The organism is Larsenimonas rhizosphaerae (genome assembly GCF_023700005.1).
Taxonomy (GTDB): Bacteria; Pseudomonadota; Gammaproteobacteria; order Pseudomonadales; family Halomonadaceae; genus Larsenimonas; species Larsenimonas rhizosphaerae.
The window spans coordinates 1223276-1246748 of record NZ_JAMLJK010000001.1 but is presented as its reverse complement, the minus strand read 5'-3'; the positions used below and the strand labels follow the sequence as shown (position 1 = coordinate 1246748).

Here is a 23473-nt window from a genome sequence, read left to right as displayed (position 1 = left end):
ACGGAGGGTGTCCTGCGGGACATTCCCGAAAAGACGGTGCGCATCTTATGCGACCACCGCCCTCCCGTCAAGCCTTCATGACACAAACAGCATCAGATACTGTCGAGCGCCTTGAAACGTTTTTCCAGTACCTTGGTTCGCTTCTTCGATGGCGCACCCAGTACGGTGATCGCATGGCGGAGCCGCGCACGCGTGACATCGGATCCCAGAATGGCCATGGCATCCATTACCGATGTTGATGATGTGCTTCCGGTAACGGCCACAAAGACCGGAGCCAGAAACTGCTTCATCTTGAGATCAAAGTCTGCCGCCAGTAGCTTGACCTCCGCCATGAGGTGCTCCTTGTCCCAGTGCCGTACCACTTCCAGCCGCCATACCAGCAACTGAAGCAAATCAACCACGGTCTCGGCATCGAGTTTGACGTCCTCGAAATCTGCTGGCGTTACAGATGGCAGCCCACCGAAGAAATGACCGGCCAGCGGCATGACATCTGACAGTGTCTGAATCCGCGGGCGTACCTGAGGCAGGATCTGCTCGATATACTCCTCATTGAAAGCCCACTGCATCATGTGACGCAACAGTGCCTCATTGCTCAGATCCTCGCGAATATACACCCCGTTGAGCCATGTCAGCTTTTCAAGATCAAATACCGGACCACCCAGCGATACCCGCTGAATATCAAACGCAGCCATCATCTCGTCGAGCGTGAACTTCTCCTTCTCATCCGGCATGGACCACCCCATGCGCCCCAGGTAATTCATGACCGCCTGGGGAAGAAAGCCCATCCTGCGATAGTAATTGATCGAGGTCGGGTTCTTGCGCTTGGACAGCTTGGACTTATCCGGATTACGCAGAAGAGGCATATGGCACAGTACCGGCATATCCCAGCCGAAATACTTGTACAGCAACTTGTGCTTGGGCGCCGAATTGATCCACTCCTCGCCTCGCAATACGTGCGTAATCCCCATCAGGTGATCATCCACGATGTTGGCCAGGTGATAGGTGGGCATGCCATCCGACTTGAGCAGAATCTGGGCATCCACCTGCGCCCAGTCCACCTCGATGTCGCCTCGCAGCAGATCATTGATGACACAGACACCTTCGGAAGGCACCTTCATCCGCACCACATGAGGCCACCCCTCCGCCGCGCGCCGCACCACTTCCTCTTCAGGCAGTGCCAGATCCTCAAACTTCAGCGCAGCAAACTGCCCGTTGGCCTTGCGCTCGTCACGCAACGTATTGAGCTCGTCACTGGTGCGATAGCATTTGAAGGCATCGCCCTGCTCCAGCAATTGATCGGCATACCTGCCATAAATGTCGCCACGCTCGCTTTGACGGTAGGGGCCATGAGGCCCGCCAACATCGGGGCCTTCATCCCACTCAAGGCCCAGCCAGCGCAGGCTGTCCAGGATCATCTGCTCGGATTCCGCAGTCGAACGCGTCTGGTCAGTGTCTTCGATACGAAGAATGAATTGCCCGCCATGCTGGCGCGCAAAACAAAGATTAAACAGGGCGATATACGCCGTACCAACGTGAGGGTCGCCGGTGGGTGAAGGCGCAACGCGTGTTCTTACCGTCATAATGTCCAACCATTGGTAGCAGGGAGGTTCAGGGCAATTATACGGGAAGAGGCCCTGTTGTTCGACGTGCGACACCAGGTCGCTTCATCGCACCCCCCAATGCTATACAATACGGCTTTGCCGTATTCGGAGCCGTTATGCCAGAACGCCCTACTGCACGTCAGTGGCTATCCCGAAATGCCAGGCGCGCGTCATTCTGGCCCTTGATAAGCGTTGCCGCCGGCGGCGCTTCTACCCTGCTGCTGTTTTTGCTGGCCTGGGCCATCGCCGGCATCGTTCAGAAAATGGTACTGGATGATGCTGATCTCTCAACATTGACGCCCTATCTTGTTGCCCTGCCACTGGCCTTTGTCGGCCGAGGCGCTCTGAGCTGGCTCAAGACGGAAGCCGGCACTCGTACCGGTATTCTGGTGCGCCAGTCCATTCGCCGTGAACTGCTTGAGCACCTGGGAGAACGTGGCTCGTTATGGGCACGCCGTCAGCACAGTGCCACCCTTGGAAACCGTGTATGGGATCAGGTAGATGCCCTGCAGGGCTATTACGCTGACTTCCGCCCCCAGATACTGCTCAGCGGACTCGTCCCGCTCATGATCCTGTGTGTGGTGTTCCCGCTTAACTGGGCTGCCGGACTGATTCTGCTGCTCACGGGGCCACTGATCCCCATGAATATGGCCATGGTAGGAATGGGGGCCAAGCAGCGGCAGGAGGAGCAGTTTCAGGAAATGACCCGAATGAGTCGACACTTCCTGGACACCCTGCGCGGACTGACCACCCTTAAACTGTTCGGTCAAAGCCGACAGCAGGGTCAGATCATTTACCGGGTATCCGAAAACTTTCGCCGCAAGACCATGCGTGTACTGAGACTGGCCTTCCTGTCATCCACGGTGCTTGAATTCTTCAGCTCGGTATCGATTGCGCTGATGGCGATCTATATAGGCTTTACATACCTGGGCCAGTTTCATTTTGGTGACTGGGGGCATGGCCTTGATCTTTTTACCGGCCTGTTCATCCTGATTCTGGCGCCCGAGTTCTACCAGCCACTGAGAGACCTGGGAGCGCATTACCATGCCAAGGCGGAAGCCGAGGCCGCCGCGGAAGACCTGATCCCCATTCTCGAGGCCAGGGCAACACCGCCGGAAGCCAATATGCCATCGGCTCGCTGGCAGGTACCAAACAGCCTCGGACTGGTACTCGATAATATTCACGCCCGCTATGATGGGCAGACCCGTTACGCCATCGAAGGGTTGACACTGACACTGGCGCCGGGCGACTGCCTGGCCGTTGTCGGCCCCAGTGGCGCAGGCAAGTCCACCCTTCTCAATGTACTGACAGGCGCCCTGTCTCCGGCCCAGGGCACGCTGAGCACCAGTGATGGCGAGGATGTTGCCCGAATGTATCCCGGTGACTGGCAGGCAGCTTTGGGCTGGGTGGGTCAGAGCACTTCGCTTCTGTCGGCAAGCCTGGCCGACAACCTGAGACTGGCCAACGTTGATGCCAGCGACCAGACACTTGAAGCAGCGCTGAACGAGGTGGGCCTGCTTGAATGGGCAAACAGCCTTCCTCAGGGCCTGTCGACCCGACTGGGCGAACAGGGGCAGCCGGTATCCGGCGGCCAGGCCAGACGCATTGCGCTGGCTCGCGCCTTTGTCCGCCAGGCCCCTCTGATTCTGCTCGATGAGCCCACTGCAAGCCTTGATCAGGACAGCGAACGTCACGTCATGGCAGCCCTTTCTCGCCTCAAGGCTTCTCATACGCTGATCATTCTGACTCATCGGCTTGATCTTCTGCAGCTGGCAGACCAGGTCCTGGTGCTGGACAACGGGCACATGCGCGCCCTGGATACGCCGAACAACCTGGCAGGCACGCCAGGTTTTGGCCCCGACACTCATGGAGGTACTGCATGAACCACCGCCATGCGTCCCTGCGCCCTTACCTGAGACAGATGAAATCACATGCCCTGCTGCTGGGGCTGGGGGTACTTCTCAACCTGGTTGCCGTAGCATCCACCATTGGCCTGATTTCGTTGTCGGGCTGGTTTTTAAGCGCCAGTGCTCTGGCAGGCGTAACCGCCGCCACCGCGCACAGCTTCAATTTCTTCCTGCCCTCTGCCGGTGTGCGATTTTTTGCCATCACTCGAACCGCGGGCCGTTACGGGGAGCGAATCACGACTCACGAAGGTACCTTCAGGCTGCTGTCACGCCTGCGACGCAGCCTGTTCAACACCATCGAACCCCTGTCACCGACGCAACTGCAACGCTATGGCAGCAGCGACCTGCTGACGCGTCTATCCAATGATATTGATGCCCTGGACGGTCTGTATATCCGAGTCATCACCCCGTCGCTGGTCGCCTTGCTGGCCATTATCGGTTGCGGTGTGGTCATCGGCATCTTTGCGCCCGCGATTGGCATGGCCGCAGCCATCGCCATGCTGGCCAGTGGCCTGGCAGGCCCCTGGATTGCCATGAAAAAGGGCGCCACACCGTCACGTGAATGGCAACGCCTTGATACGGAAGGACGTGTGTATCTACTGGAAAGACTGGCCGGCCTGCCTGAACTACTACTCTATGGACAGTGGTCAAGGGAAAGGGAAACCCTGCTGAGTCATGCCCGACAGCGTGACCAGCGGGAAATGACGCTGGCAAGACTCTGGGGGGCCTCTCAGCTGCTGAATCAGTGCCTGCTGGGCCTCACCATCACCGGCGTACTCGCAGCAGCAGCCTGGTACGCCCGGTATCATGAGCTGGACCCGACATTGATCGCCCTGATGGGCCTGACGATTCTGGCCGGTTTCGAAGCCATTGCACTGCTGCCACGAGCCTGGCAGGAGCTGGGCAAAATGCGCCGCGCCGCAGCCAGAATTGACGAAATACGCCATACGGCCGACCCCATTCACTTCCCCGAGACCACCGGTACACAGCCAGTAGACTCCCGACTGGATATCAATGAATTGAGTATCACTCTGACCCCGGGCATTCGTACGTTGAATGCCCTGTCACTGACACTTGAAGCCGGTGTTCATCTGGCGCTTCTGGGCCCTTCCGGCAGCGGCAAGACCACTCTTGTCAATGCCCTGACACGGTTTGTCATTCCAGAAAGCGGTCACATTCGGCTGGGTAACGTAGCGCTTGAGACACTCAGCGAAAAGGATCTGCGCAACAGTATGGCCGTCGCCCCACAGGACGTGCACCTGTTCATGACCAGTTATCGAGAAAACCTTCGTATTGGCGCCCCGGCCGCCGACGACCACACCTTCATCAGCCTTCTGGAAGAACTGGGACTGGGCAGCTGGCTCAGTGAGCAGCCCGAAGGCCTGGACAGCTGGCCGGATGAAGGGGGCAGCTCACTGTCGGGCGGACAATTACGGCGATTCGGCGTGGCCCGGGCCCTGTTGTCACCGGCGCCCATTGTCATTCTGGACGAGCCGACCGAAGGGCTTGATGTGGAAAGCGAGCGCCAGGTCATGGCGACCATTTACCGGCATACCCAGGGGCGTACGCTTCTGCTGATCACCCATCGCATGACAGGCCTTGATCAGATGGACCGGATCGCCATCATGCAGGCCGGCAGTCTCCTGGAAGAAGGCACACCCTCTGCGCTCATGGCTGATACCTCCTCACGGTTTCACACATTGCAGGGCCGTGTCGTGCTATAGCACCTTCGGGCATTGCCGGTGTTATCTATACTGGGATATCACCGGACAATGCCCCCTTCAGGAGATGCCATGTTTTCTCACCTGCCAACCCCCTTCAACGCACTCGTAACCGGCGGTGGCGGCCTGGGCCAGGCCTTTGCCACTGAATTACTGACATATCGTGATGTGAAGAGACTATGGCTGACCACACGGCGCGAGCTTGAACTTGATGACGAACGCGCTCGCGTACTGCAGCTGGACGCCACAACTGCAGAAGGCCAGCAGGTACTGGTAGATGAAACGGACGGCCACCCGATTCATTTATGGATTCATACCGTCGGGACGCTGCATTCAGACAGTATTCGTCCCGAAAAACGCCTCGAAGCGCTTGATACCGATCAACTGTCGGCGCTGTTTCGCATCAATGCGGGCAGCTTTGGCGGGCTGCTTGGCCACTTGACGCCCTCCCTGTCTCAAGGCCCCTGCATTGTGGCGGCACTGTCCGCACGAATCGGCTCGATTTCCGACAACCGCCTGGGCGGCTGGTATGGCTATCGCGCCAGCAAGGCAGCCCTGAACATGTTGATCAAGACGGCCGCAATCGAGATGAAGCGTCGCAATCCCCAGGCCATCCTGCTGAGCCTTCATCCAGGCACTACCGACACCGAGCTCTCAGCCCCATTCCAGCATAATGTGCCAGCGGAGAAACTTTTCACTCCCGACTACGCTGCCCGCTGCCTGCTGGGCGTCATGTCGCGTCGAACCCCTGAAGACAGTGGAAGCTTCAGGGACTGGAACGATATGCCTGTCGACTGGTGATACTCAGGGGATCAGAATGGTCGAGCCGGTCGTACGACGCTCTGTCAGGGCATCATGAGCTTCGCCGACACGATCCAGCGAAAACCGTTGCCCGACAGGCACCACGACCTGACCACTGCGGATGACCTCAAACAGCTCGGCTGCCATGCTTCTTGTCCGCTCGGGCGTGGTGGCGTATCCGGCCAGACTGGGACGCGTTACAAAAAGAGAGCCCTTCTTGTTCAGGATGGCCAGATTGACCCCCTCGACCGGACCCGAGGCATTGCCGAAGCTGACCATCAGCCCCCGTGGCGCCAGGCAGTCCAGTGACATTTCCCAGGTATCCTTGCCCACGGAATCATATACCACATCGCACATTCGGCCATCGGTCAGCTCCCTGACCCGCGCCACCACATCCTCACGGGTATAATCAATGGTTGCCCATGCACCAAGCTCGCGTGCTCGTGCCGCCTTTTCAGGGGTCGATACGGTACCGATCAGTCTAACTCCCAGAGCATTGGCCCATTGACAGGCCAGCGACCCCACACCGCCGGCAGCCGCATGAAACAATACGGTATCTCCCGCTTCAACGCAGTGAGTCTGGCGCAGCAGATATTGCACGGTCATGCCCTTGAGCATCGCAGCTGCGGCCGTCTCGAAGGAAATATCGTCCGGAAGTGCCACCAGATGTTTTTCAGGAAGGCAGTGCCAACTGCCATAAGCCCCTAGCGGCCCCTGTGCATAGGCAACTCGATCGCCCGGTGAAAAGGCGGTGACCCCGTCACCTACTGCCTCGACAATGCCAGCCCCTTCAGTACCCAGGCCGGAGGGAAACGAGGGAATCGGATACAGTCCTTCCCGGCCATACACGTCAATGAAGTTCATGCCGATAGCCTGATTGGCAACCCTGACACACCCTGCGCCTGGCTGCTCCGGATGTTGTTCGACGACTTCAAGCACATCACTCCCACCGTGTCGACTTATCTGCACCTGCCTGCCCATGTCTGGCCCTCCATTAACGTGAAATGTACCCAGGGAAGACTACGCCGGTCCTTCCCGCTCAACAACCGGCACCAAGGCCGCCACCACAGGACGGATCAAGATAAAACTAATACTAAATTACCACTACCCATGTTTAACTCTTAATGAAAGATCACTTTAACTTACTATCACAAAGACATTTTTTAACGTAAACAATTCTCATGTTTGTTTATCATGTAGATTGTTCAAGCAATTAAACTAATTAATAAGTATTAGCATCAAAAGAGAAGCACACTTAGGAATCATGCTTTTATACTGTCGAATCAACACCGAGAATGAGAGCTATTGATGAACAAGCTTGGCGAGCGAATTCGCAGCCTGCGAGAGAAGGCTGGCCTCAGTAAAGCTGCCCTTGCCCGACGGGTAGGTGTCTCGGATGTAACAATCTCCTATTGGGAAAGCGGCGCCATACAACGGGTCGGGCATTCACGACTGGGTCCACTGTCGCGCGCGCTCAACTGCAGCGTGGGCTATCTGCTGGGTGATACGAAACACGGCACGCAGGACTCGTTCGATGCCTGTAATGTCTCACAGCACGGGGTCTGTATTTTCTCGCTGACACGAGAACCTGCCTGCCTGAATGGTGGCAGCCAGGCCCTGGGGAGCATACCGGCCAGTCTCCTGCCGGAGGCATGGCAGGAGCAGGACGGATACCTGCTCAGGCCGGATGACCGGTCACACTTTGATTTTTGCCACGAAGGTGACTGGATGTTTGCAGCACCGGCGCTTCGATTTACAACGCCCGGGCTGTATGTCATGGAGGAAAAGGGGCAGCTGATCATTCAGCGGCTGGTCAAGGAGCCTTCAGGCTGCTGGGCTGAAAACAGCCGGGGGGAACGCAAGGCACTGGCCGTCAGCGCTCTGCCAAGAGCACGCGTGCTGGGTGTATGGCAACCGATCACACTGTACTAGAGTGATCCGCGACCACACACCGGCAAGAAGAATGCCCCCTGCGGGGCATCCCCGTTCTAAAGCGTAGCCTGCACCTTCAACCCGCCTACCAGTGCATTATCAACATCCGTCACCCCGCCTGGATGCACCATGTACTGAATATTCGGCCGCAGGGTAAGCCAGGGGCTCATATGGAAACCGTAATAGACCTCCATATCATATTCACTGCCCTGAACCGGTGAATAAAGGACACTTCCAAATGCCTGACCATTGTTGTTACGGCGCTGGCTTCGAGTGACATCATCATTGACGTGTACCCATGCAAGCCCCACGCCCATGTCATCCTTCGGGCGCGCATCAAACGGTCCGACATAACTCATCGCCGCAGAAAGATATCGGTCAACATTGGCCGTCTGATGGTCGTTGTAGATGCCCTGGAACGTCAACGTCATGCCCCGATGGACATCCCCGTCACGAGCGGTGACCTGCTGCTGAGCCACAAAATAGGCGCCATAGCGGCGGCTTTCCTGGCGAGGATCACCATTGCCGTTTTCAAGATAGACAGCATCGGCAGGCGCCGAGCTGTAGTACCCACCGATGGCATATTTCCCCGGCAGTTGCTGCGTGCCAAGGCGAGGCGTCCAGCCAAGCTCCACTGGTACCAGTGTTCCCGTGGTACCACTGTGCTTGAGATCCAGCGCATTGCTGACCTCGAGGTTTGAGGGGTTCTGGTTGAACACCCCGACCTGAGCGTACCACTCGGGGGTCATGTTCAAACGCACCCGCCCGGCCCACTGACTTACCGGCCAGTTGTACCAGATACCGCCGGCCCAGTTTCCTGGCTGACCGCTGCCCAGCGCCAGATTCTGGAACTGACTGTCGATGCTGGCGAAGTCACCGCCGACCGGGATACGCCCCAGCTTGATATCCAGGGTGTCATCAAAATAACTCTGCTGATACCACAGTTGGGTAATGCGCGTGGTTTGTCCACGCCCCCAGACTTCCTGAGTCGATGACAGGGCTCCGCTGCGCGGGTCGACCACGCGGTCACGGGTAATGTCCCGACCGTTGCGATCCGTTAGGCTGAACTGGAAGGTGGCATTGGGAATGGAAAACAGACGATCAAGGTCCAGGGTCGTACCCAATGTCCACTGGTCACTGTAGCGAGCAGTGCGATCATGGTTATACCCGCCAGCCGCGTTCCATGCGGACTCGGAGACGTACCCCAGGGTAAACGAAATGCCCTTCTCTTCCAGTGCCGTTCGCTCCCCCCCCCAGTCACCCAGCATCCATGGAGAATCACTAGCCAGAACGGAATAGGCCTGAGCCTGCGATGCCATCAGCATGATACCGCCCAGACACACTAAAAGACCCGCTACCTGCCGAGACATGATTACTGCTCCTTATCGTTATTCATTGATTACCTGAAGGAGGCACTATTGTTTCATGTCCCAATCTTTTTCCAAGCTTAATTTTTGCCCGATTCTTTAGCCATTGGTCTCATGCGACCGGATCACATCACACCACAAGAGCCGCAGCATCATCGAACACCTGTATTCCCGCACCGGGACGATGGGCCTGCTCCGACAGATGCCGCCTGAACGCTCGTCCGCCATGACAGCCATGAAAAAGACCCAGCATATGACGTGTCAGATGATTGAGCCGTGCGCCCTCTTCCAGCCTTCGCTCGACGTAGGGTCGATACGCCCTGAGCACGTCGGCACGGCTGGAAACAACCGGCACACCTCCCCACAGGCGCTCATCTACCTCGGCCAGCAGATACGGGTTCTGATAGGCTTCGCGCCCCACCATCACACTATCCACATGGGCAAGCTGTGCCTGACACTGCTCAAGTGTCTTGAGCCCCCCATTGATCCCAATGTGCAGCTCAGGACGAGCGGCCTTGAGGCGATGCACCCGGTCATAATCCAGTGGAGGCACATCCCGATTTTCCTTGGGCGACAACCCCTGAAGCCAGGCCTTGCGCGCATGCACGGTAAAGATGCGTGCGCCGTGATCGGAAACAATCTGAATAAACCGGGCCAGGTCGGCCTCGGCATCCTGATCATCTATGCCAATGCGGCACTTGACCGTCACGGGTATAGAGACCACTTCCTGCATGGCCCTGACACAACGCCCTACCAGCTCGGGATGAGCCATCAGGCAGGCACCGATCAGATTATTCTGAACCCGGTCGCTCGGGCAGCCCACATTCAGATTGACCTCACTGAACCCCCATTGCTCTGCAATCGCCGCGCACTCAGCAAGGGCAACAGGGTCGCTGCCACCAAGCTGCAGTGCCAGGGGGTGTTCGATATCGTCATGACCGATGAAACGCGTACGTGGGCTGCCATGAAGCAAGGCACCAGTGGTTACCATCTCGGTATACAAAAGGGTACGACGGGTCATGCACCGGGCCAGAACGCGAAAGTCCCGCGTGGTCCACTCCATCATGGGGGCTATGGAAAAACGGCGTGCATCTTCCACACGAGAAAGGGGATTATCCAGCATTATCATCTACCATGGCGCCTGACAGACGCGATCACATGAGCGCAAAAGGGAATGGAATATTACAAGGGCGCGAAGTGTCGCACAGCCGACTTTCTGGCGCACCTTTAGCCCGGTATTTTCACGCCCTGTTCAGGACAGTACATCGCGATGACGGGCAGTATTGTAGAGCCACAACGTATCTACTCCAAAGGAATGGATCAACGCCACCAGTGCCACTGCACCAATGATAGAAGCAGCCAAGGGCCCTACCCACGGCAGCAGACACATCATCAATGCCACCACCTGTACCACACATACCACCTTGCGTCGGCGAGAGGGAAACAGGGGCGCCTTCAAGGCAGGCCAGCATGCACCAGCCGCAATAAACAGATACCGCATAAGGCCTGTCAGCATGATCCATGCCCCCACCTGCTCCAGTTGCCATACCGCAATGCTCAGAAGCAGAATGAACCCGGCATCCAGTTCCATATCAAAGCGCGCGCCTACCGATGAATCACACTGAAAGCGTCGTGCGGTCCAGCCATCAACGCCATCAAGCGATAGCGCCACCAGTGCCAGAAGCAGAAAGGCCAGCATATCCGAGCGAATATGTTCGGCATACATCACCATGCCTGCCAGATAGCAGACAATGACACAACGAAGCAGTGTGACGGCATTGGCCCATCCCAGATGGCGCTGCCCATATCGGCGCAAGGCTGTCCAGACCAGAAAACCGCAAATGCAGTAGCTTGCAAACGCGGTCTGACCCACGCCCGGCACTGAGTGGCTCAACCCGGGATTGTGACTTGCCAGCCACTGTAACCCCCAGAGTCCGACAAAAAGCTCCAGCAGCACCCATTCCCCGCCAGGTGCACGAGCCTTCATGTCATTCCACCAAAGCGGCTGTTCCATCGAGGCACTCCCTGACCCACATCTGTATAACTATTTTATAACTTCAAAGGCGTACTCAAGCCACTTTCGCAAACAGGCCTGGACTCATTTGACTATAGCTTACATCGACTTGTCAGACCTTGTGGTACGGCCCTGCGGTGGCACGCACCATTGACATCAAGGCTAAATCAGCTTAACTGAGCAGCCAGCAGTACAATATTTGTAGCGTATTGGCGCTATGGCCATGTGAACGTACAAGGAGCAGGCATAGTGCGCCGTACTTCCCGAGCATTCTGGATCACTGACTGCCAGCGTGGCGAGTTGCGTAACACGCCCCTCCACGCTGCCACTGATCAGTCGGTACTGGTCACGACCCATTACAGCGGCATCAGCCGGGGGACCGAGCGACTGGTTTTTGAAGGACGCATTCCGGAGAGCGAAAGGGAACGCATGCGCGCTCCCTTTCAGGCCGGCGAATTTCCATGGCCGGTAAAGTATGGCTACAGCGCCGTGGGCAGGGCCGAAACCGGGCCGCTCGCCGGACAGATGGTATTTTGCCTTCACCCCCATCAGGACTGCTTTCTGGTACCGGAAGATGCAATAACGCCACTTCCGGCGGGCCTCCCCCCGGCACGTGCCGTGCTTGCAGCGAACATGGAAACGGCTCTGAACGGTGTCTGGGACGCAGCACCACGCATAGGCGATCGAATAACGATCATCGGTGCCGGCGTGGTTGGCCTGCTGGTCGCCTCGCTCTGCAAGGGCATTGTCGGCACCGACGTCGAAGTCATCGACCCGGCCGCCTCGAGAACAACGACACTCTCCCGCCTGGGGCTTGATCATCGCCTGTCCGCCGAAGAGGCATCGAGGGAGCGCGATGTCATCATTCACGCCAGTGGACACCCGAAAGGGCTTGAAACGGCGCTGACACTGGCAGGCCAGGAAGGCCGCATCATTGAAATGAGCTGGTACGGCTCTACCACAGTGCCACTGATGCTTGGTCAGACGTTTCATTCCCGGCGCCTGACACTTCGCTCAAGTCAGGTTGGAACCATTGCTCCTGATCAGCAACCGCGCTGGAACTATCGACGCCGCCTGGAAAAGGCAATGGCGTTACTGTGCGATGAGCGCTTCGACACCCTGATCAACGGAGAAAGTCCGTTCGAGCACCTGCCTGAACACTACGCCGACATCGTGAAGAACCCGGATACACTGTGTCATCGCGTGTCGTACTGCTGACAACACTCGCGTTACACCCTTTTCACTTTTCAGGATAACACCATGTATAGCCTGACCGTTCGCGACCACATCATGATCGCCCACAGTTTCAACGGTGATACCTTTGGCCCGGCCCAGAAGATGCACGGTGCAACCTATATCGTTGACGTGACATTCAAGCGCCCCGAGCTGGACGATGAGGACCTGATCGTGGACATCGGCCTGGCCAGCCAGGCGCTGTCTGACGTACTGAGCGCCTTCAATTTCGAAAACCTTGATGACCTCAAGGCGTTCAAGGGACGAAATACCACCACTGAATTCATGGCGCGGGCTGTCTTTGACCGCCTCGCTCATGCTATCAATGAAGGGAAGCTGGGAGACACCGGCAAGGCACTGACTGCCATGGCAGTCACACTGCACGAATCGCACATCGCCTGGGCAAGCTACGAAGGCGAACTGAAGGAGAATCACTAAGCATGGATACATTCCATTTCGTTTCCGCCGGCCGGCTCAATCAATTGACCGGTGGCTATATCTACAATGCGCGCGTGATCAACACCCTTCGTCGTCATGATATCGATGTCAACGTCATTGAACTGGAAGGCGTGTTTCCACAGGGTGATGACACGGCACGCAGGGCACTTGACCATGCGTTGAGCGCTCTACCCGACCAGTCCCGGGTCATTTGTGACGGACTGGCCATCGCCAACCTGCCCGATATTGTCGAGGCCCATCAGCACCGGCTGCACCTGACCGCCGTGGTCCACCTTCCGATTGCTGACGAGACCGGTCTGCCCGATCAGACACGCCAGCAGTACATGGCACAGGAAAAGCGTACTTTAGCGGCCATGGATGACATCATTGTTACCAGTCGTTTCATGGCACGGCGCCTGGCGGACTATGGCATTGAACCCGATACCATTCGTGTCGTTGAGCCCGGCGTCGACAAGGTAGCGGCCTCGCAACCGGATCTCCATCCACGTCGGCTGCTGTGCGTGGCCACGGTCATCCCGCGCAAGGGGCAGGCATTGCTGGTCGATGCGCTCGCTGAGCTGTCTGATCTTGGCTGGAAATGCGATATCGTCGGTGATCTGGAACGAGATCCGGAATACGTCGATGACGTGCGCGCCCGCATCAAGGCCCACGGACTGGAAGAACGTATTGAACTGCATGGCGAGTATCAGGGCGAGCAGCTGCAATCCATGTATCAGCGCGCCAGCCTGTTCGTACTGCCCTCTTACTTCGAGAGCTACGGCATGGTCATCAGCGAAGCCATCGCCTACGGCGTGCCGGTTGTGACCATGAACGGTGGCGCACTGATGGAAACCCTGCCCCGTAATGCAGGCATTACTCTGCCTCCCGGTGATACCAACGCCCTGTCGAACACCCTCAGGCATCTGCTGCAGGACAACAAGGCCCGTCAGCAGCTCGCCCAAGGGGCGCTGGAAGCCCGTTCAAGCCTGAGGCTCTGGACGGATACCGGGTATCGCTTCATGAAGGCGGTACGCCATGAGCAGCCGGCATGACAGCGGCCGCTTCACCGGCACCGGGCAGCCAGTTCGCATCGGACTGGCTGACGCTGAGGGAACCTGTCGACCACCGGTCACGCCATCCGTCATTGCTCGCACCATTGATTGATGCACTGAACAGCCAGGCGCACAAGCGCCTGGCTGTTGTCGATCTGGGGTGTGGTCGAGGCAGCAACTGCCGCTATCTGGCACCTCGCCTGCCGTTTGATCAGCACTGGCAGCTGATTGATCATGACCCGATTCTGCTTGATGAAGCCATGGTCAGTGCTCCCACCCTGTCATCAGGGCAGCTTGAGCTTTCCAGCCGCTTGAGCAGCATTGCCCACCCGGCAGAACTTGTTCCGCCCTCCACCACACTGGTGACCGCCTCAGCGCTACTGGACCTGGTATCCCGCCCCTGGCTTGAGGCACTTGTAGCGCACTGCTCAAGTCACTGCATGGTAGTCATGATGACCATGAGCGTTGATGGGCGCTTTTTTATCGAGGACCCTGACGGAAATCCGGCACTGAAGCGGCTCGATATGTTGATGGAAGAGGCCATCAACCATCACCAGCAACAGGAACGCGGACTGGGTACAGCCTGTGGCAGCGAAGGCTGGCGTATTGCGGCTGAATTGCTGGCCGATGCAGGGTATCAGGTACATTGCGCTCCCGCTGACTGGCAGCTGTCTCGCGCCTCGGGCACTGGCGACCTCGCCCTGGCCGAGCGTCTGCTGAGTGAGCGGGTTGATGCCGCGCTTGAGGTGGTGCCTGCTTCGCAGCACGATGCACTTCGAGCATGGCTCGCGGCACGGCTTGAAGGGGTTAATCAGGGAAAAATCACCATCAATGTCGGGCATCAGGATGTATTGGCAGTGCCAGACCAGTGGCATCAGGCCCTGTAATGCACACGGGGCTGCGTCTTGCGTTCATGGCCCTGTGCCTTGGCATCATGGCGTATACGCTGGATATATCACATATACGTCAGTCCCTGTCGGCCCCCTCTCCAGGCTGGCTGTTACTGGCTCTGCTGCTGACCCTGCCGCAGGTCTTTCTGTCGGCCTGGCGCTGGCAGCTGACGACCCATGCCCTCGGACTGTCACTATCGCTGCGTCGGGCCGTCAGCGAATATTACATCGCCACCTTTCTCAATCAGCTGTTACCCGGTGGAGTGGGTGGCGACGTGGCGCGCGCCTGGCGACACGGTCACCGACAGGCCTCGCGAACCCGCGCCTTCCATGCCGTCATGATCGAACGAGCATCAGGCCAACTGGCTCTGCTGCTGATTGCCGGCATCATGCTGGCCACCCATCCTGTCGTGCTGACTTCATTTCATCGCAGTGAACCGTCAGGCACCACCGGTCAGATTCTTCTGGCAGTGCTGGCAGGTATCGGAAGCCTGCTTCTTTTTCGCACATCGACGAGAAAGGCGCTGGCGCGCTTCGGCCATCACATCGCCTTAAGCCTGTGCGGCAGCCACCTCTGGATTAAACAGTTGAGCGGCTCGCTGGTAATCGTAGCGACCTATATTGGTGCTTATGCCTGCTGCGCACGTGCCTTGGGCAGCACGCTCGACAGTCTGACCCTGCTGGCACTGATTCCACCGGTGCTGATGGCGATGGCACTGCCCTTGTCGATCGGGGGGTGGGGAGTTCGGGAAGGAGCGGCGGCGCTGATATGGGCCTCGGCCGGCCTCTCCTCCAGCGAAGGCGTAGCAATTTCAGTCGCCTATGGTGCCACCGTGCTGGTTTCAAGCCTGCCTGGTGCCATTGTGATGCTGATGCGACGGCAGAACACGCCACCACACCAGCAGACCTCTTCACACAGAGCCGGGGAAGCGGCAGTCGAACAGGACATCTGATCCCATCGTCCATGTACGGCATTCCGGCCTCAGTGCCTGATCCAGCTCCTCGATATCAGGCAGGGTAAATGCCGGTCGTCCGGAACCGATCAACATGGGTGCCACCATGACATGCAGACGATCAAGGCAGCCTGCCTCCAGAAATCGTGACACGGTAAGCCCTCCGCCCTCGACCAGTACCCGTGACAGTCCTCTGGCGGCCAGCAACGCAAGGATCTGTTCCGGTCGACTGCCATCTGACGCCTGACATTGTGAAATATCCAGATAGTCAACATGAGGCGAAGGTGGTTCTGATGCAGGTTCATTCACCAGATGCAACGTAGGGGCCGCATTATCCGTGAACAGCGCCAGATTCGAGTCAACCCGGTGACGCGGGTCCAGTACCACACGGCACGGATGACGACCGGCCACCAGCCGAACCGTCAATCGGGGGTCATCGGCCGAGGCCGTGCCAGCACCAACGATGACCGCATCCACCAACGCGCGCAGTCGATGAAGATGAACCAGCCCTTCCTGCCCGGTCACATAGCGTGAGGCGCCTGTAACCGTGGCAATACGCCCATCCAGGCTCTGTCCCAGCTGTCCGATGACCATCGGCCCGGCCATCGCCAGGGGCAGATACAGATCAAACAGACGCACTGTCTGCGCCGGAAGCAGTGTATCACTGCTCCATGCGCCGTCTCTCTGCAGTCTGATGACCCCCTCATCAAACCGGATTTCCGAGCGCTGACAGGCCGTATTGTCACGATCACGTACTGCAAGAATTACCTGCCAGGCATCCCCGTCAATTATCTGTTGTGTCATGCCGGCTCCATGGCTGATCAACGTACTGTGTACTTTTGTACGATCGGGAAAACCAATCCCTTAAATTAAAAATTACTTAATCATTGAATATTAAAGTATTTTACTGCTTGATTCCTGCTGCCCGCGTCTCAGGCCTTCTTACACGCCCATCTAATGTAACTTACAGAAACAATTTGTGATGATGGTTGCGTCCACCAACGGAGATCACTGAGATGACAACTGGAACCGCCTCATTTGGCTACCCACAAATCTCCTCCGCTTTGGCAGTACTGATGACAGGAGTTATCGGTTGGGCTGGACAGACGCTGATGGAGACCCACGACATGGTGATTCGACACGACGAGCGACTGAGCCTGCAAGGAAATGCAACCCCCCCGCATCCCGGCGCCGTATCCCAACATGCCTGGATGACCGCAACAGAGCGAGAAGAGCGTCAATATCGACAACTTTTGATGGATTTGATGTCCATGCAATCCACCCTGACCAAGGAGACCACCCCATGAACTGGACCACTATTGCCAACACTGTTGCAAGCATGGCCCCAACCGTGGGACAGGCACTTGCAGGGCCTGCCGGCCACCTGGTAGGTCAGGCTGTTTCACGAATCCTGGGAGTAGAAAACACCCCGGATGCCATTCATGAAGCCCTGAAGACCGATCCGGCAGCAGCCGTCAAGCTGGCTGAACTTGAAACCCAACTCAAGCAATCCACGCTGGAGCACGACACACGACGCCAGGAAATAGAGCATGGCGCACGGACTGACCAGCTGAAGAGCATCAACACCACCATGCAGTCTGAACTGTCCAGTACAGACGGGTTCAAAAGCCGCTGGCGCTCGGCCATTGGCTGGACCATGGCCCTGTCCTTCGGGTGGATCAGCGTCATGCTCGGTGTTGCGATCATTCTTGATCCTTCGCAACTGGCCGAGGTCATGGACGGTATCGTCATGCTGATCGTGTCCATGGGTGCAGTGCTTGGCGTCAATATCCGTCAGGTCAGTGTAGAGCGCATGGCCTCAATGGGACAACGGCCTCATTCACTGATGTCCTCCATTCTGACCCGGCCCCGTGCTGGTTAGCCCACCCATATCGGACGCGGAGCCTGACCCATCCTTGACGTCAAGGCGGCACTGTAAACCGGAAGATCGTTCAACACGGTGCCGCATGGCTTCAAAAAAAACCTCGGGACGACGCGCTGCGATATCGCAGCGCGTCTTTGCACGCGTGACCGCCGTATATAAAAGCTCACGGGTAAGCAATGGGGAGTGACGATCCGGCACGATAAACAACACTGATGAAAACTCCGACCCCTGGGATTTATGAACCGTCATGGCATAAGCCGTTTCAACACTGGTCAGTCGGCCGGGCAGAACCGCCCGAACGCGCTCTCCCTGATCAAAAAACACCCTCAGTCTCCCTCCGGCAGCGGCGTCCGGCAGCGCTATCCCGATATCGCCATTATAAAGATTCAACTGGCGGTCATTGCTTGTCACCATGACCGGGCGACCGGCGTACCAGCCATGATCATCACTGATCAGCCCACGGTTGAAAAGCGCCGTAGCAATCGCCTGGTTCAAGGCATCGACGCCCCATTCGCCCCTGCGCAGCGCACACAATACCCGAAATTGCTGAAAGGCCCCGAGTACGTCTTCCGGCGCGGCCTGCTGATGTACCTGTTCAAGGCAGGCACGATACCCCTCAACGGCACGGCTGATATGCCAGCGAGCACGAATCTCGCCCAGGGGCTCGAGTGCAATATCGGTATAACCGGCTTCCAGCACCTGCCTTGCCCCCGCCGGATCACGTTGATTGATCATCCTCGATAGAGCGCCGATGCCGCTGCCGGCATCAAATCGGTAGCTCTTTTGCAGCACCACAACGTGATCGGCAATACAGCGTTCCGTGGTAGAAGGGGCAAGCGGATATGACGAGGCCTGAGTCAGCCAGTCAGCCACATCGGTACTGAACGCCGGGGGCCAGGCACCTTCGCAGACATCCCCGAGAATAGCGCCCGCCTCCACCGAGGCCAGCTGATCGCGATCTCCCAGCAGAATCAGGCGCGCACGAGCCGGCAGGGCCTCCATCAAACCGGCCATCAGCTCCAGGTCGATCATGGAAGCCTCATCCACCAGCAGAACATCCAGTGGCAGGGGCATCCGTTCACCGAAGCGAAAGCGTCGTGTATCCGGGCGCGCGCCCAGCAACCGATGCAGGGTCACAGCCTCCCGTGGAAGGGCAGCCTTCACGGCCTCACTTACGGGCAGATGGGCCAGTGCGCCACTGATCGATTCGGTCAGTCGTGCCGCCGCCTTGCCGGTCGGCGCGGCCATTTCGATCACCAGCGGTATCCCGTCATTTTCCAGCGCCTGCTCCTGCAGCAACGCCAGCAACCTGGCCACCGTAGTGGTCTTGCCCGTCCCGGGTCCGCCGGAAATAACGCAGAATCGCTGTCGCAGTGCCAGCGCACATGCCAGACGCTGCCAGTCCGGCTGCTCCGGGCCGGCAGGAAACAGAACATCAAGCCGCGCGACCGTCTTCTGGTCAGCGGGTAACAACGGGCCCATCCGCGCCCGTATTTTCGAGGCCACCCGGCATTCGCTGCGCCAGAAGCGGCGTAGATAAAGGCGCTCCCGATCCAGCACCATAGGTGCACTACCGTCGCCGGCCGAGACCATTGATGAGCCGAGCAGCCGCTCCGATAGAGGCTCCTGGGCCAGCACTGACAGCAGGCATGTCAGGTCGCCGCCCTCATCCACTTCCGGAGGCAACTGTACATAGGCACACGGCGAGGCCTGGAAACGCTTCAATACCAGACAGATATGGCCGCGACCCGACTGATGACTGACCAGCATGGCCAGCAATACAACGAGGCTATCCTGCTCCCCCTGCTCGGCAATGAAACGAGCAAAGTACAGATCAATGGGCCGAATCCAGTCTCGCTCGCTCCACTGCTCGAGTAACGTCAGCACCTGGTCGACAGCGGGAAGCGCTGCCGGCGCTGCCAGTCCCAGCTCGCCCTGTTCATGCACCATGTGCCACCTCACTGCGGTCGATGTCGGATATCGGCTGTTCAAACAGCGCATCAAGCCGGCTCAATTGTTCAGCGGTGGGAGTGCGGGCCCAGATACCCAGCGCCTCATCGGCGACCTCCCCGGCAAAACCACGCAGGAAGAGATAACGCACCCCCCCAAAATGACGCGCCGGATCATAGCCCGGAACACGAGAACGCAGCAGTCGATGCACCGCCAGCGCATACAGCCAGTACTGCACGTCGTAGCGATGCTCGGCAACCGCGGCCTCCATGGCCTCAGCGCGATAATCTTCCAGCCGGTCTCCCAGATGATTGGATTTCCAGTCAATGATGTACCAGCAGTCATCCTTCTCGGCCAGCAGATCAATGAAGCCCTTGACCATACCACTAAGCTGCCATGCTCCCAGAGCCGGTCGACGGGTAGCTATCGGGTCCATCTGGCGAATGGCCTGGTCCAGTGATGCAACATTAACCCCGTGGACCGGCACCCAGAACTCAACCTCCACCTTCCAGCGATCAAGGCCGGCCAGCGTCACCTCCGGCGCCGCCAGACGGCGAGATGCCAGGCGGCGTGCCACATCAATGAGTACAGGTCCCCAGCGCGCTTCCATCCCTCCCTGAAGCAGTCGATGCTCAAGCCAGACCCGAAGGGAGGAGTCATGCTCTTCCTCCCCCAGCCGAGGCCAGTCCACCTGATCAAGTAACGCATGAAGAAAGGTTCCCGGTCCCGGCCCGCGGGGAAAATCAAGCAGGGTATCCCCCGGAGGCAGCGGCAAGGGGGTCCGCTCATCAACCACTTCCACGTCCACGCCCTGCATCGGCGCCTCGTCATCCGTCGGTGCCACCTGGGTACGCCGCATCAACTGTGAATAGGAGCTGACGGCATATCGCCGATCTACCCGGCCCGTGAACAGCCGTGCCGCCCCCGTTTCCGTGGCAGGTCCGCTGGCCACTGGCGCCGACTGAATCGGCTCGGGCAGTGCCAGACAGGCACTGATGTCCGGCGCATCCAGTCCGCGTAATGCTGAAAGCACTGCCGTACCACGGGTGATATCTCCCCGTTCCTCCAGCAGCCAGCCAATGGCAGACCTGTCAAGCGAGGTGGCATCCTCGGGGTGCTGCCTGCCCTTTCGCCCCTTGAACACGGGAGCCAGTCCCAGACGGCAGGCGTACTGTGCACGGGTCAGCCCTACATACAGTAGCCGCATGTCCTCCTCGAGCCGCTGTCGATCTGCAGAAGTGCGCTGCTCCGGGCTCAAATGCCAGGCCTGGAAGCGACCCAGCTCGGGATCCGACAGTACCACTGGTCCGGCGGTGTCCTTGATCTCTCGATAATTGGCAATAAAGGGCAGATAGACGACCGGATACTGTAGCCCCTTGGCCTTGTGCAGGGTAATCACACGCACCAGTGCCTCATCGCTTTCAAGCCGCTGCACCAGTGCATCCGAACTCATGCCCTGCTCGACATGCCCTGACAGGGACCGGTGCAACCAGCGCATCAGGGCCTGCTCCCCTTCCAGAAACTGGCTGGCCATTTGCGCCAGTTCACCCAGATGCAGCAGATCGGTCAACTGACGCTCTCCATCCGGCCAGGAAAGACACCGCACCCCGATATCGAAATCCTGCATCACGGTACGCAGCATTGGCAGCACCCCATCACGCTGCCAGCGCCGGTGATAGCCATCAAAGCGCTCGATCATGGTCTCCCAGGCCATCTCGTCCTCGCTCAGCGAGGCCACAACCGACAGGTCATCCGATAAAAGCCGCGTCGCCAGAGCAGCACGCAGCCGGCGATCGTCCCGTGGGTTGGACGCTGCCTCCAGCACCTGCAACACCTGAAAGGCAGTTGCCGACTCGAACACCGAGCGTTTCTGACTCAGATAGACACTCTTGATCCCCTGCGCATCCAGCGCCTGTCGCACCAGATCCGCTTCTCGACCGGTACGGACCAGAATGGCAATATCTGCCGGCCTGATCGGCGTCAGCGGTGTATGCTCGTCGCGCCGAAACCCGGCGAGACCGGCGCGCCCGGAATCAAGCAGGCAGCGGATATCATTGACCAGCGCCTGGCTCATCAGGCGGGTGTAGTCACTGACGGAGACGGAATGGCTGGTCTCCGGCCACCAGAACCCCATGGCCGGCAGGGTAACGCCCTGCGCTTCCAGCCGCGTATCCAGCCCGTTCGCCGTCACCGCCTGAAACGGGATTTCCTCGCTGCTGAACGGATTAACCCGCGCCTTGAACAGCCGGTTGACCGCGTCGACCATGGCCGACGTAGAGCGAAAATTCCGCTCAAGCGTGTGGTGAGAATCGGCCGAACGCCGGGCCGCCAGATAGGTTTCGATATCGGCACCACGGAAGCTGTAGATGGCCTGCTTGGGATCCCCTATCAGCAAAAGCGCCTGGTCCTGCCGCGTAACCGGATAGATTGTTGAAAAAATTCGATACTGTACCGGGTCGGTATCCTGAAACTCATCGATCAGGGCCACGGGAAGCTCATCACGGATACGCCCGGCCAGCCGTGACCCTGCAGGGCCGGCCAGCGCGTCATCCAGCTCATTGAGAAGGTCGTCGAAGGTCCACTGTGCCTGGCGACGCTTTTCACGCAGGAGCGCCTGACAGATATGGTCCCGGGCGTGAGCCATCAGCCCCGGCGTCGGGTCTTCCGGATGGTCCCCCAGATCGACCCAGTCTTCCAGCTGCGCGAAGAAGGCATGCTCCGGGGCGTCATGGCCTTTTTTCACCGCATCGCGGATACGAGTACGGCCGCAAAACGGCTGTTTTTTGCTGTCGCGCAGGGCACTCGGAAATGTCAGGGATGGCGAGCTCAGCCACTGTTCAAGCAGCGACCACTTCTCCTGAAGGTCCTCCAGCCTGAAGCTGCGCGCATTAAGCCGCTTCTGCTCGACGGCCTCCGACAGGCAATGGGTAATCGCTACCTGTTCGCGCGACCACAATTGTTGCAACGCAGCCTTTTGAGCGGCCAGCGCAGCGTCAAAGGCCAGCACGGCAGACAGCGCCTGCTCCACCGATTCAGGGCTTTCGATCAGGGCGTTGTCCCAGTAAAGCGGCATCGGTCGCCCGTCCATCACCAGAGGACGCACAGCCTGCCCCAGCGCGTCCGGCCCGCTCCAGAGCCTGCCGATCACCGCCTGTGCCTCCACCGATAGTCCGTAGAACTGCTGGCGCCAGTAATCATCCACCACCTGTTGATACAGTGGCGCAATATCCTGCACCAGCGTAGAGGCAAACAGGCTGCCACTGTCAAAGGCATGGCGCTTCAGCATCCGCTGGCAAAACCCATGGATGGTGAAAATGGCGGCATCATCCATCATTCGAGCGGCCTGATCGAGCCGAGCAGCAGCGTGGCGACGCTCCTCCGGGGTATAGGGCTCGAGCAGTAGAGCCAGCACCTTGTCAGTGATGGGGTCACTGGACAGCAGCGCATCCCGCGCTTCGGTCAGCCGACGACGAATACGGTCACGCAACTCCTGAGTAGCCGCTTCGGTAAACGTTACCACCAGAATTTCCGGCGGCATCAACGGTCGGGCAAAGGCGTTGTCACCGCCATGCCCAAGTACCAGCCGGACATACAGGGCTGCCAGCGTAAAGGTCTTGCCGGTGCCGGCGCTGGCTTCGATCAATCGGCGGCCAAACAGTGGAAAGGCAGCAATATCGAGGTTTGTCACTGACGGTGCAGACGGAGTGGAATCAGTTATCACGGCGAAAA

Annotated in this window: 19 protein-coding genes; 11 read left to right on the top strand and 8 right to left on the bottom strand. The window is 58.6% G+C overall.

Annotated features, from left to right (window positions below):
- Positions 1-92 precede the first annotated feature (92 nt).
- Entirely contained in the window at positions 93-1580 is a 1488-nt protein-coding gene (gltX, locus tag NAT21_RS05575) for a glutamate--tRNA ligase (protein ID WP_250936376.1), read from the bottom strand.
- 137 nt (positions 1581-1717) lie between these two features.
- Between gltX and cydD the strand changes: the two genes are divergently transcribed.
- The 3 genes from cydD (at position 1718) to NAT21_RS05560 (ending at position 6030) form a co-directional block, all read left to right on the top strand.
- Positions 1718-3484 carry a thiol reductant ABC exporter subunit CydD gene (gene cydD / locus NAT21_RS05570; RefSeq protein ID WP_250936375.1) on the top strand — a complete coding sequence of 589 codons (1767 nt, stop codon included), beginning with the start codon at positions 1718-1720 and terminating at the stop codon, positions 3482-3484.
- A complete protein-coding gene (cydC, locus tag NAT21_RS05565; RefSeq protein WP_250936374.1) occupies positions 3481-5232 on the top strand; it encodes a thiol reductant ABC exporter subunit CydC in 1752 nt (583 codons plus the stop codon). The genes cydD and cydC overlap by 4 nt, the downstream gene beginning before the upstream one ends.
- A 69-nt stretch (positions 5233-5301) precedes the next feature.
- Positions 5302-6030 carry an SDR family NAD(P)-dependent oxidoreductase gene (locus NAT21_RS05560; protein WP_250936373.1) on the top strand — a complete coding sequence of 243 codons (729 nt, stop codon included), beginning with the start codon at positions 5302-5304 and terminating at the stop codon, positions 6028-6030.
- 3 nt (positions 6031-6033) lie between these two features.
- Here NAT21_RS05560 and NAT21_RS05555 read toward each other — a convergent pair whose 3' ends face one another.
- Complete coding sequence (locus NAT21_RS05555) at positions 6034-7011, bottom strand: quinone oxidoreductase family protein (protein WP_250936372.1); 978 nt, start codon at positions 7009-7011, stop codon at positions 6034-6036.
- Positions 7012-7338: 327 nt separating this feature from the next.
- On the opposite strand from NAT21_RS05555, the gene NAT21_RS05550 reads away from it, so the two are divergent.
- Entirely contained in the window at positions 7339-7962 is a 624-nt protein-coding gene (locus tag NAT21_RS05550) for a helix-turn-helix domain-containing protein (protein ID WP_250936371.1), read from the top strand.
- Between the two features lie 56 nt (positions 7963-8018).
- Here NAT21_RS05550 and NAT21_RS05545 read toward each other — a convergent pair whose 3' ends face one another.
- The 3 genes from NAT21_RS05545 to NAT21_RS05535 form a co-directional block, all read right to left on the bottom strand.
- The gene (locus tag NAT21_RS05545; protein WP_250936370.1) at positions 8019-9332 is read right to left on the bottom strand and encodes a carbohydrate porin; all 1314 of its coding nucleotides are present in this window, start codon (positions 9330-9332) and stop codon (positions 8019-8021) included.
- Between the two features lie 127 nt (positions 9333-9459).
- Positions 9460-10452, bottom strand: coding sequence for a tRNA dihydrouridine(20/20a) synthase DusA (gene dusA, locus NAT21_RS05540; RefSeq protein WP_250936369.1), 993 nt, complete (start codon positions 10450-10452; stop codon positions 9460-9462).
- A 129-nt stretch (positions 10453-10581) separates the two neighbouring features.
- On the bottom strand, positions 10582-11343 hold the full coding sequence (locus NAT21_RS05535) for a CDP-alcohol phosphatidyltransferase family protein (protein ID WP_250936368.1): 762 nt from the start codon (positions 11341-11343) through the stop codon (positions 10582-10584).
- Between the two features lie 249 nt (positions 11344-11592).
- Between NAT21_RS05535 and NAT21_RS05530 the strand changes: the two genes are divergently transcribed.
- From NAT21_RS05530 to NAT21_RS05510, 5 genes are read left to right on the top strand one after another with little or no spacing between them, the layout of a single operon-like run.
- Positions 11593-12561, top strand: a complete 969-nt coding sequence (locus NAT21_RS05530; protein WP_250936367.1) for a zinc-dependent alcohol dehydrogenase — start codon at positions 11593-11595, stop codon at positions 12559-12561.
- A 42-nt stretch (positions 12562-12603) separates the two neighbouring features.
- Positions 12604-13014, top strand: coding sequence for a 6-pyruvoyl trahydropterin synthase family protein (locus tag NAT21_RS05525; protein WP_250936366.1), 411 nt, complete (start codon positions 12604-12606; stop codon positions 13012-13014).
- 2 nt (positions 13015-13016) lie between these two features.
- On the top strand, positions 13017-14066 hold the full coding sequence (locus NAT21_RS05520) for a glycosyltransferase family 4 protein (protein ID WP_250936365.1): 1050 nt from the start codon (positions 13017-13019) through the stop codon (positions 14064-14066).
- Complete coding sequence (locus NAT21_RS05515) at positions 14063-14953, top strand: class I SAM-dependent methyltransferase (protein ID WP_250936364.1); 891 nt, start codon at positions 14063-14065, stop codon at positions 14951-14953. Before NAT21_RS05520 ends, NAT21_RS05515 begins: the two co-directional genes overlap by 4 nt.
- Positions 14953-15909, top strand: a complete 957-nt coding sequence (locus NAT21_RS05510) for a lysylphosphatidylglycerol synthase transmembrane domain-containing protein (RefSeq protein WP_250936363.1) — start codon at positions 14953-14955, stop codon at positions 15907-15909. Before NAT21_RS05515 ends, NAT21_RS05510 begins: the two co-directional genes overlap by 1 nt.
- On the opposite strand, the gene NAT21_RS05505 is transcribed toward NAT21_RS05510, so the two are convergent.
- Positions 15868-16713, bottom strand: coding sequence for a RibD family protein (locus NAT21_RS05505; RefSeq protein ID WP_250936362.1), 846 nt, complete (start codon positions 16711-16713; stop codon positions 15868-15870). The genes NAT21_RS05510 and NAT21_RS05505 overlap by 42 nt on opposite strands.
- Before the next feature lie 212 nt (positions 16714-16925).
- Between NAT21_RS05505 and NAT21_RS05500 the strand changes: the two genes are divergently transcribed.
- Both NAT21_RS05500 and NAT21_RS05495 read left to right on the top strand, forming a co-directional pair.
- A complete protein-coding gene (locus tag NAT21_RS05500) occupies positions 16926-17216 on the top strand; it encodes a hypothetical protein (RefSeq protein WP_250936361.1) in 291 nt (96 codons plus the stop codon).
- On the top strand, positions 17213-17791 hold the full coding sequence (locus tag NAT21_RS05495; RefSeq protein ID WP_250936360.1) for a 3TM-type holin: 579 nt from the start codon (positions 17213-17215) through the stop codon (positions 17789-17791). Before NAT21_RS05500 ends, NAT21_RS05495 begins: the two co-directional genes overlap by 4 nt.
- On the opposite strand, the gene recD is transcribed toward NAT21_RS05495, so the two are convergent.
- Both recD and recB read right to left on the bottom strand, forming a co-directional pair.
- Positions 17750-19744, bottom strand: coding sequence for an exodeoxyribonuclease V subunit alpha (gene recD / locus NAT21_RS05490; RefSeq protein WP_250936359.1), 1995 nt, complete (start codon positions 19742-19744; stop codon positions 17750-17752). The genes NAT21_RS05495 and recD overlap by 42 nt on opposite strands.
- Complete coding sequence (gene recB, locus NAT21_RS05485; RefSeq protein WP_250936358.1) at positions 19734-23465, bottom strand: exodeoxyribonuclease V subunit beta; 3732 nt, start codon at positions 23463-23465, stop codon at positions 19734-19736. Before recB ends, recD begins: the two co-directional genes overlap by 11 nt.
- Positions 23466-23473 lie beyond the last annotated feature (8 nt).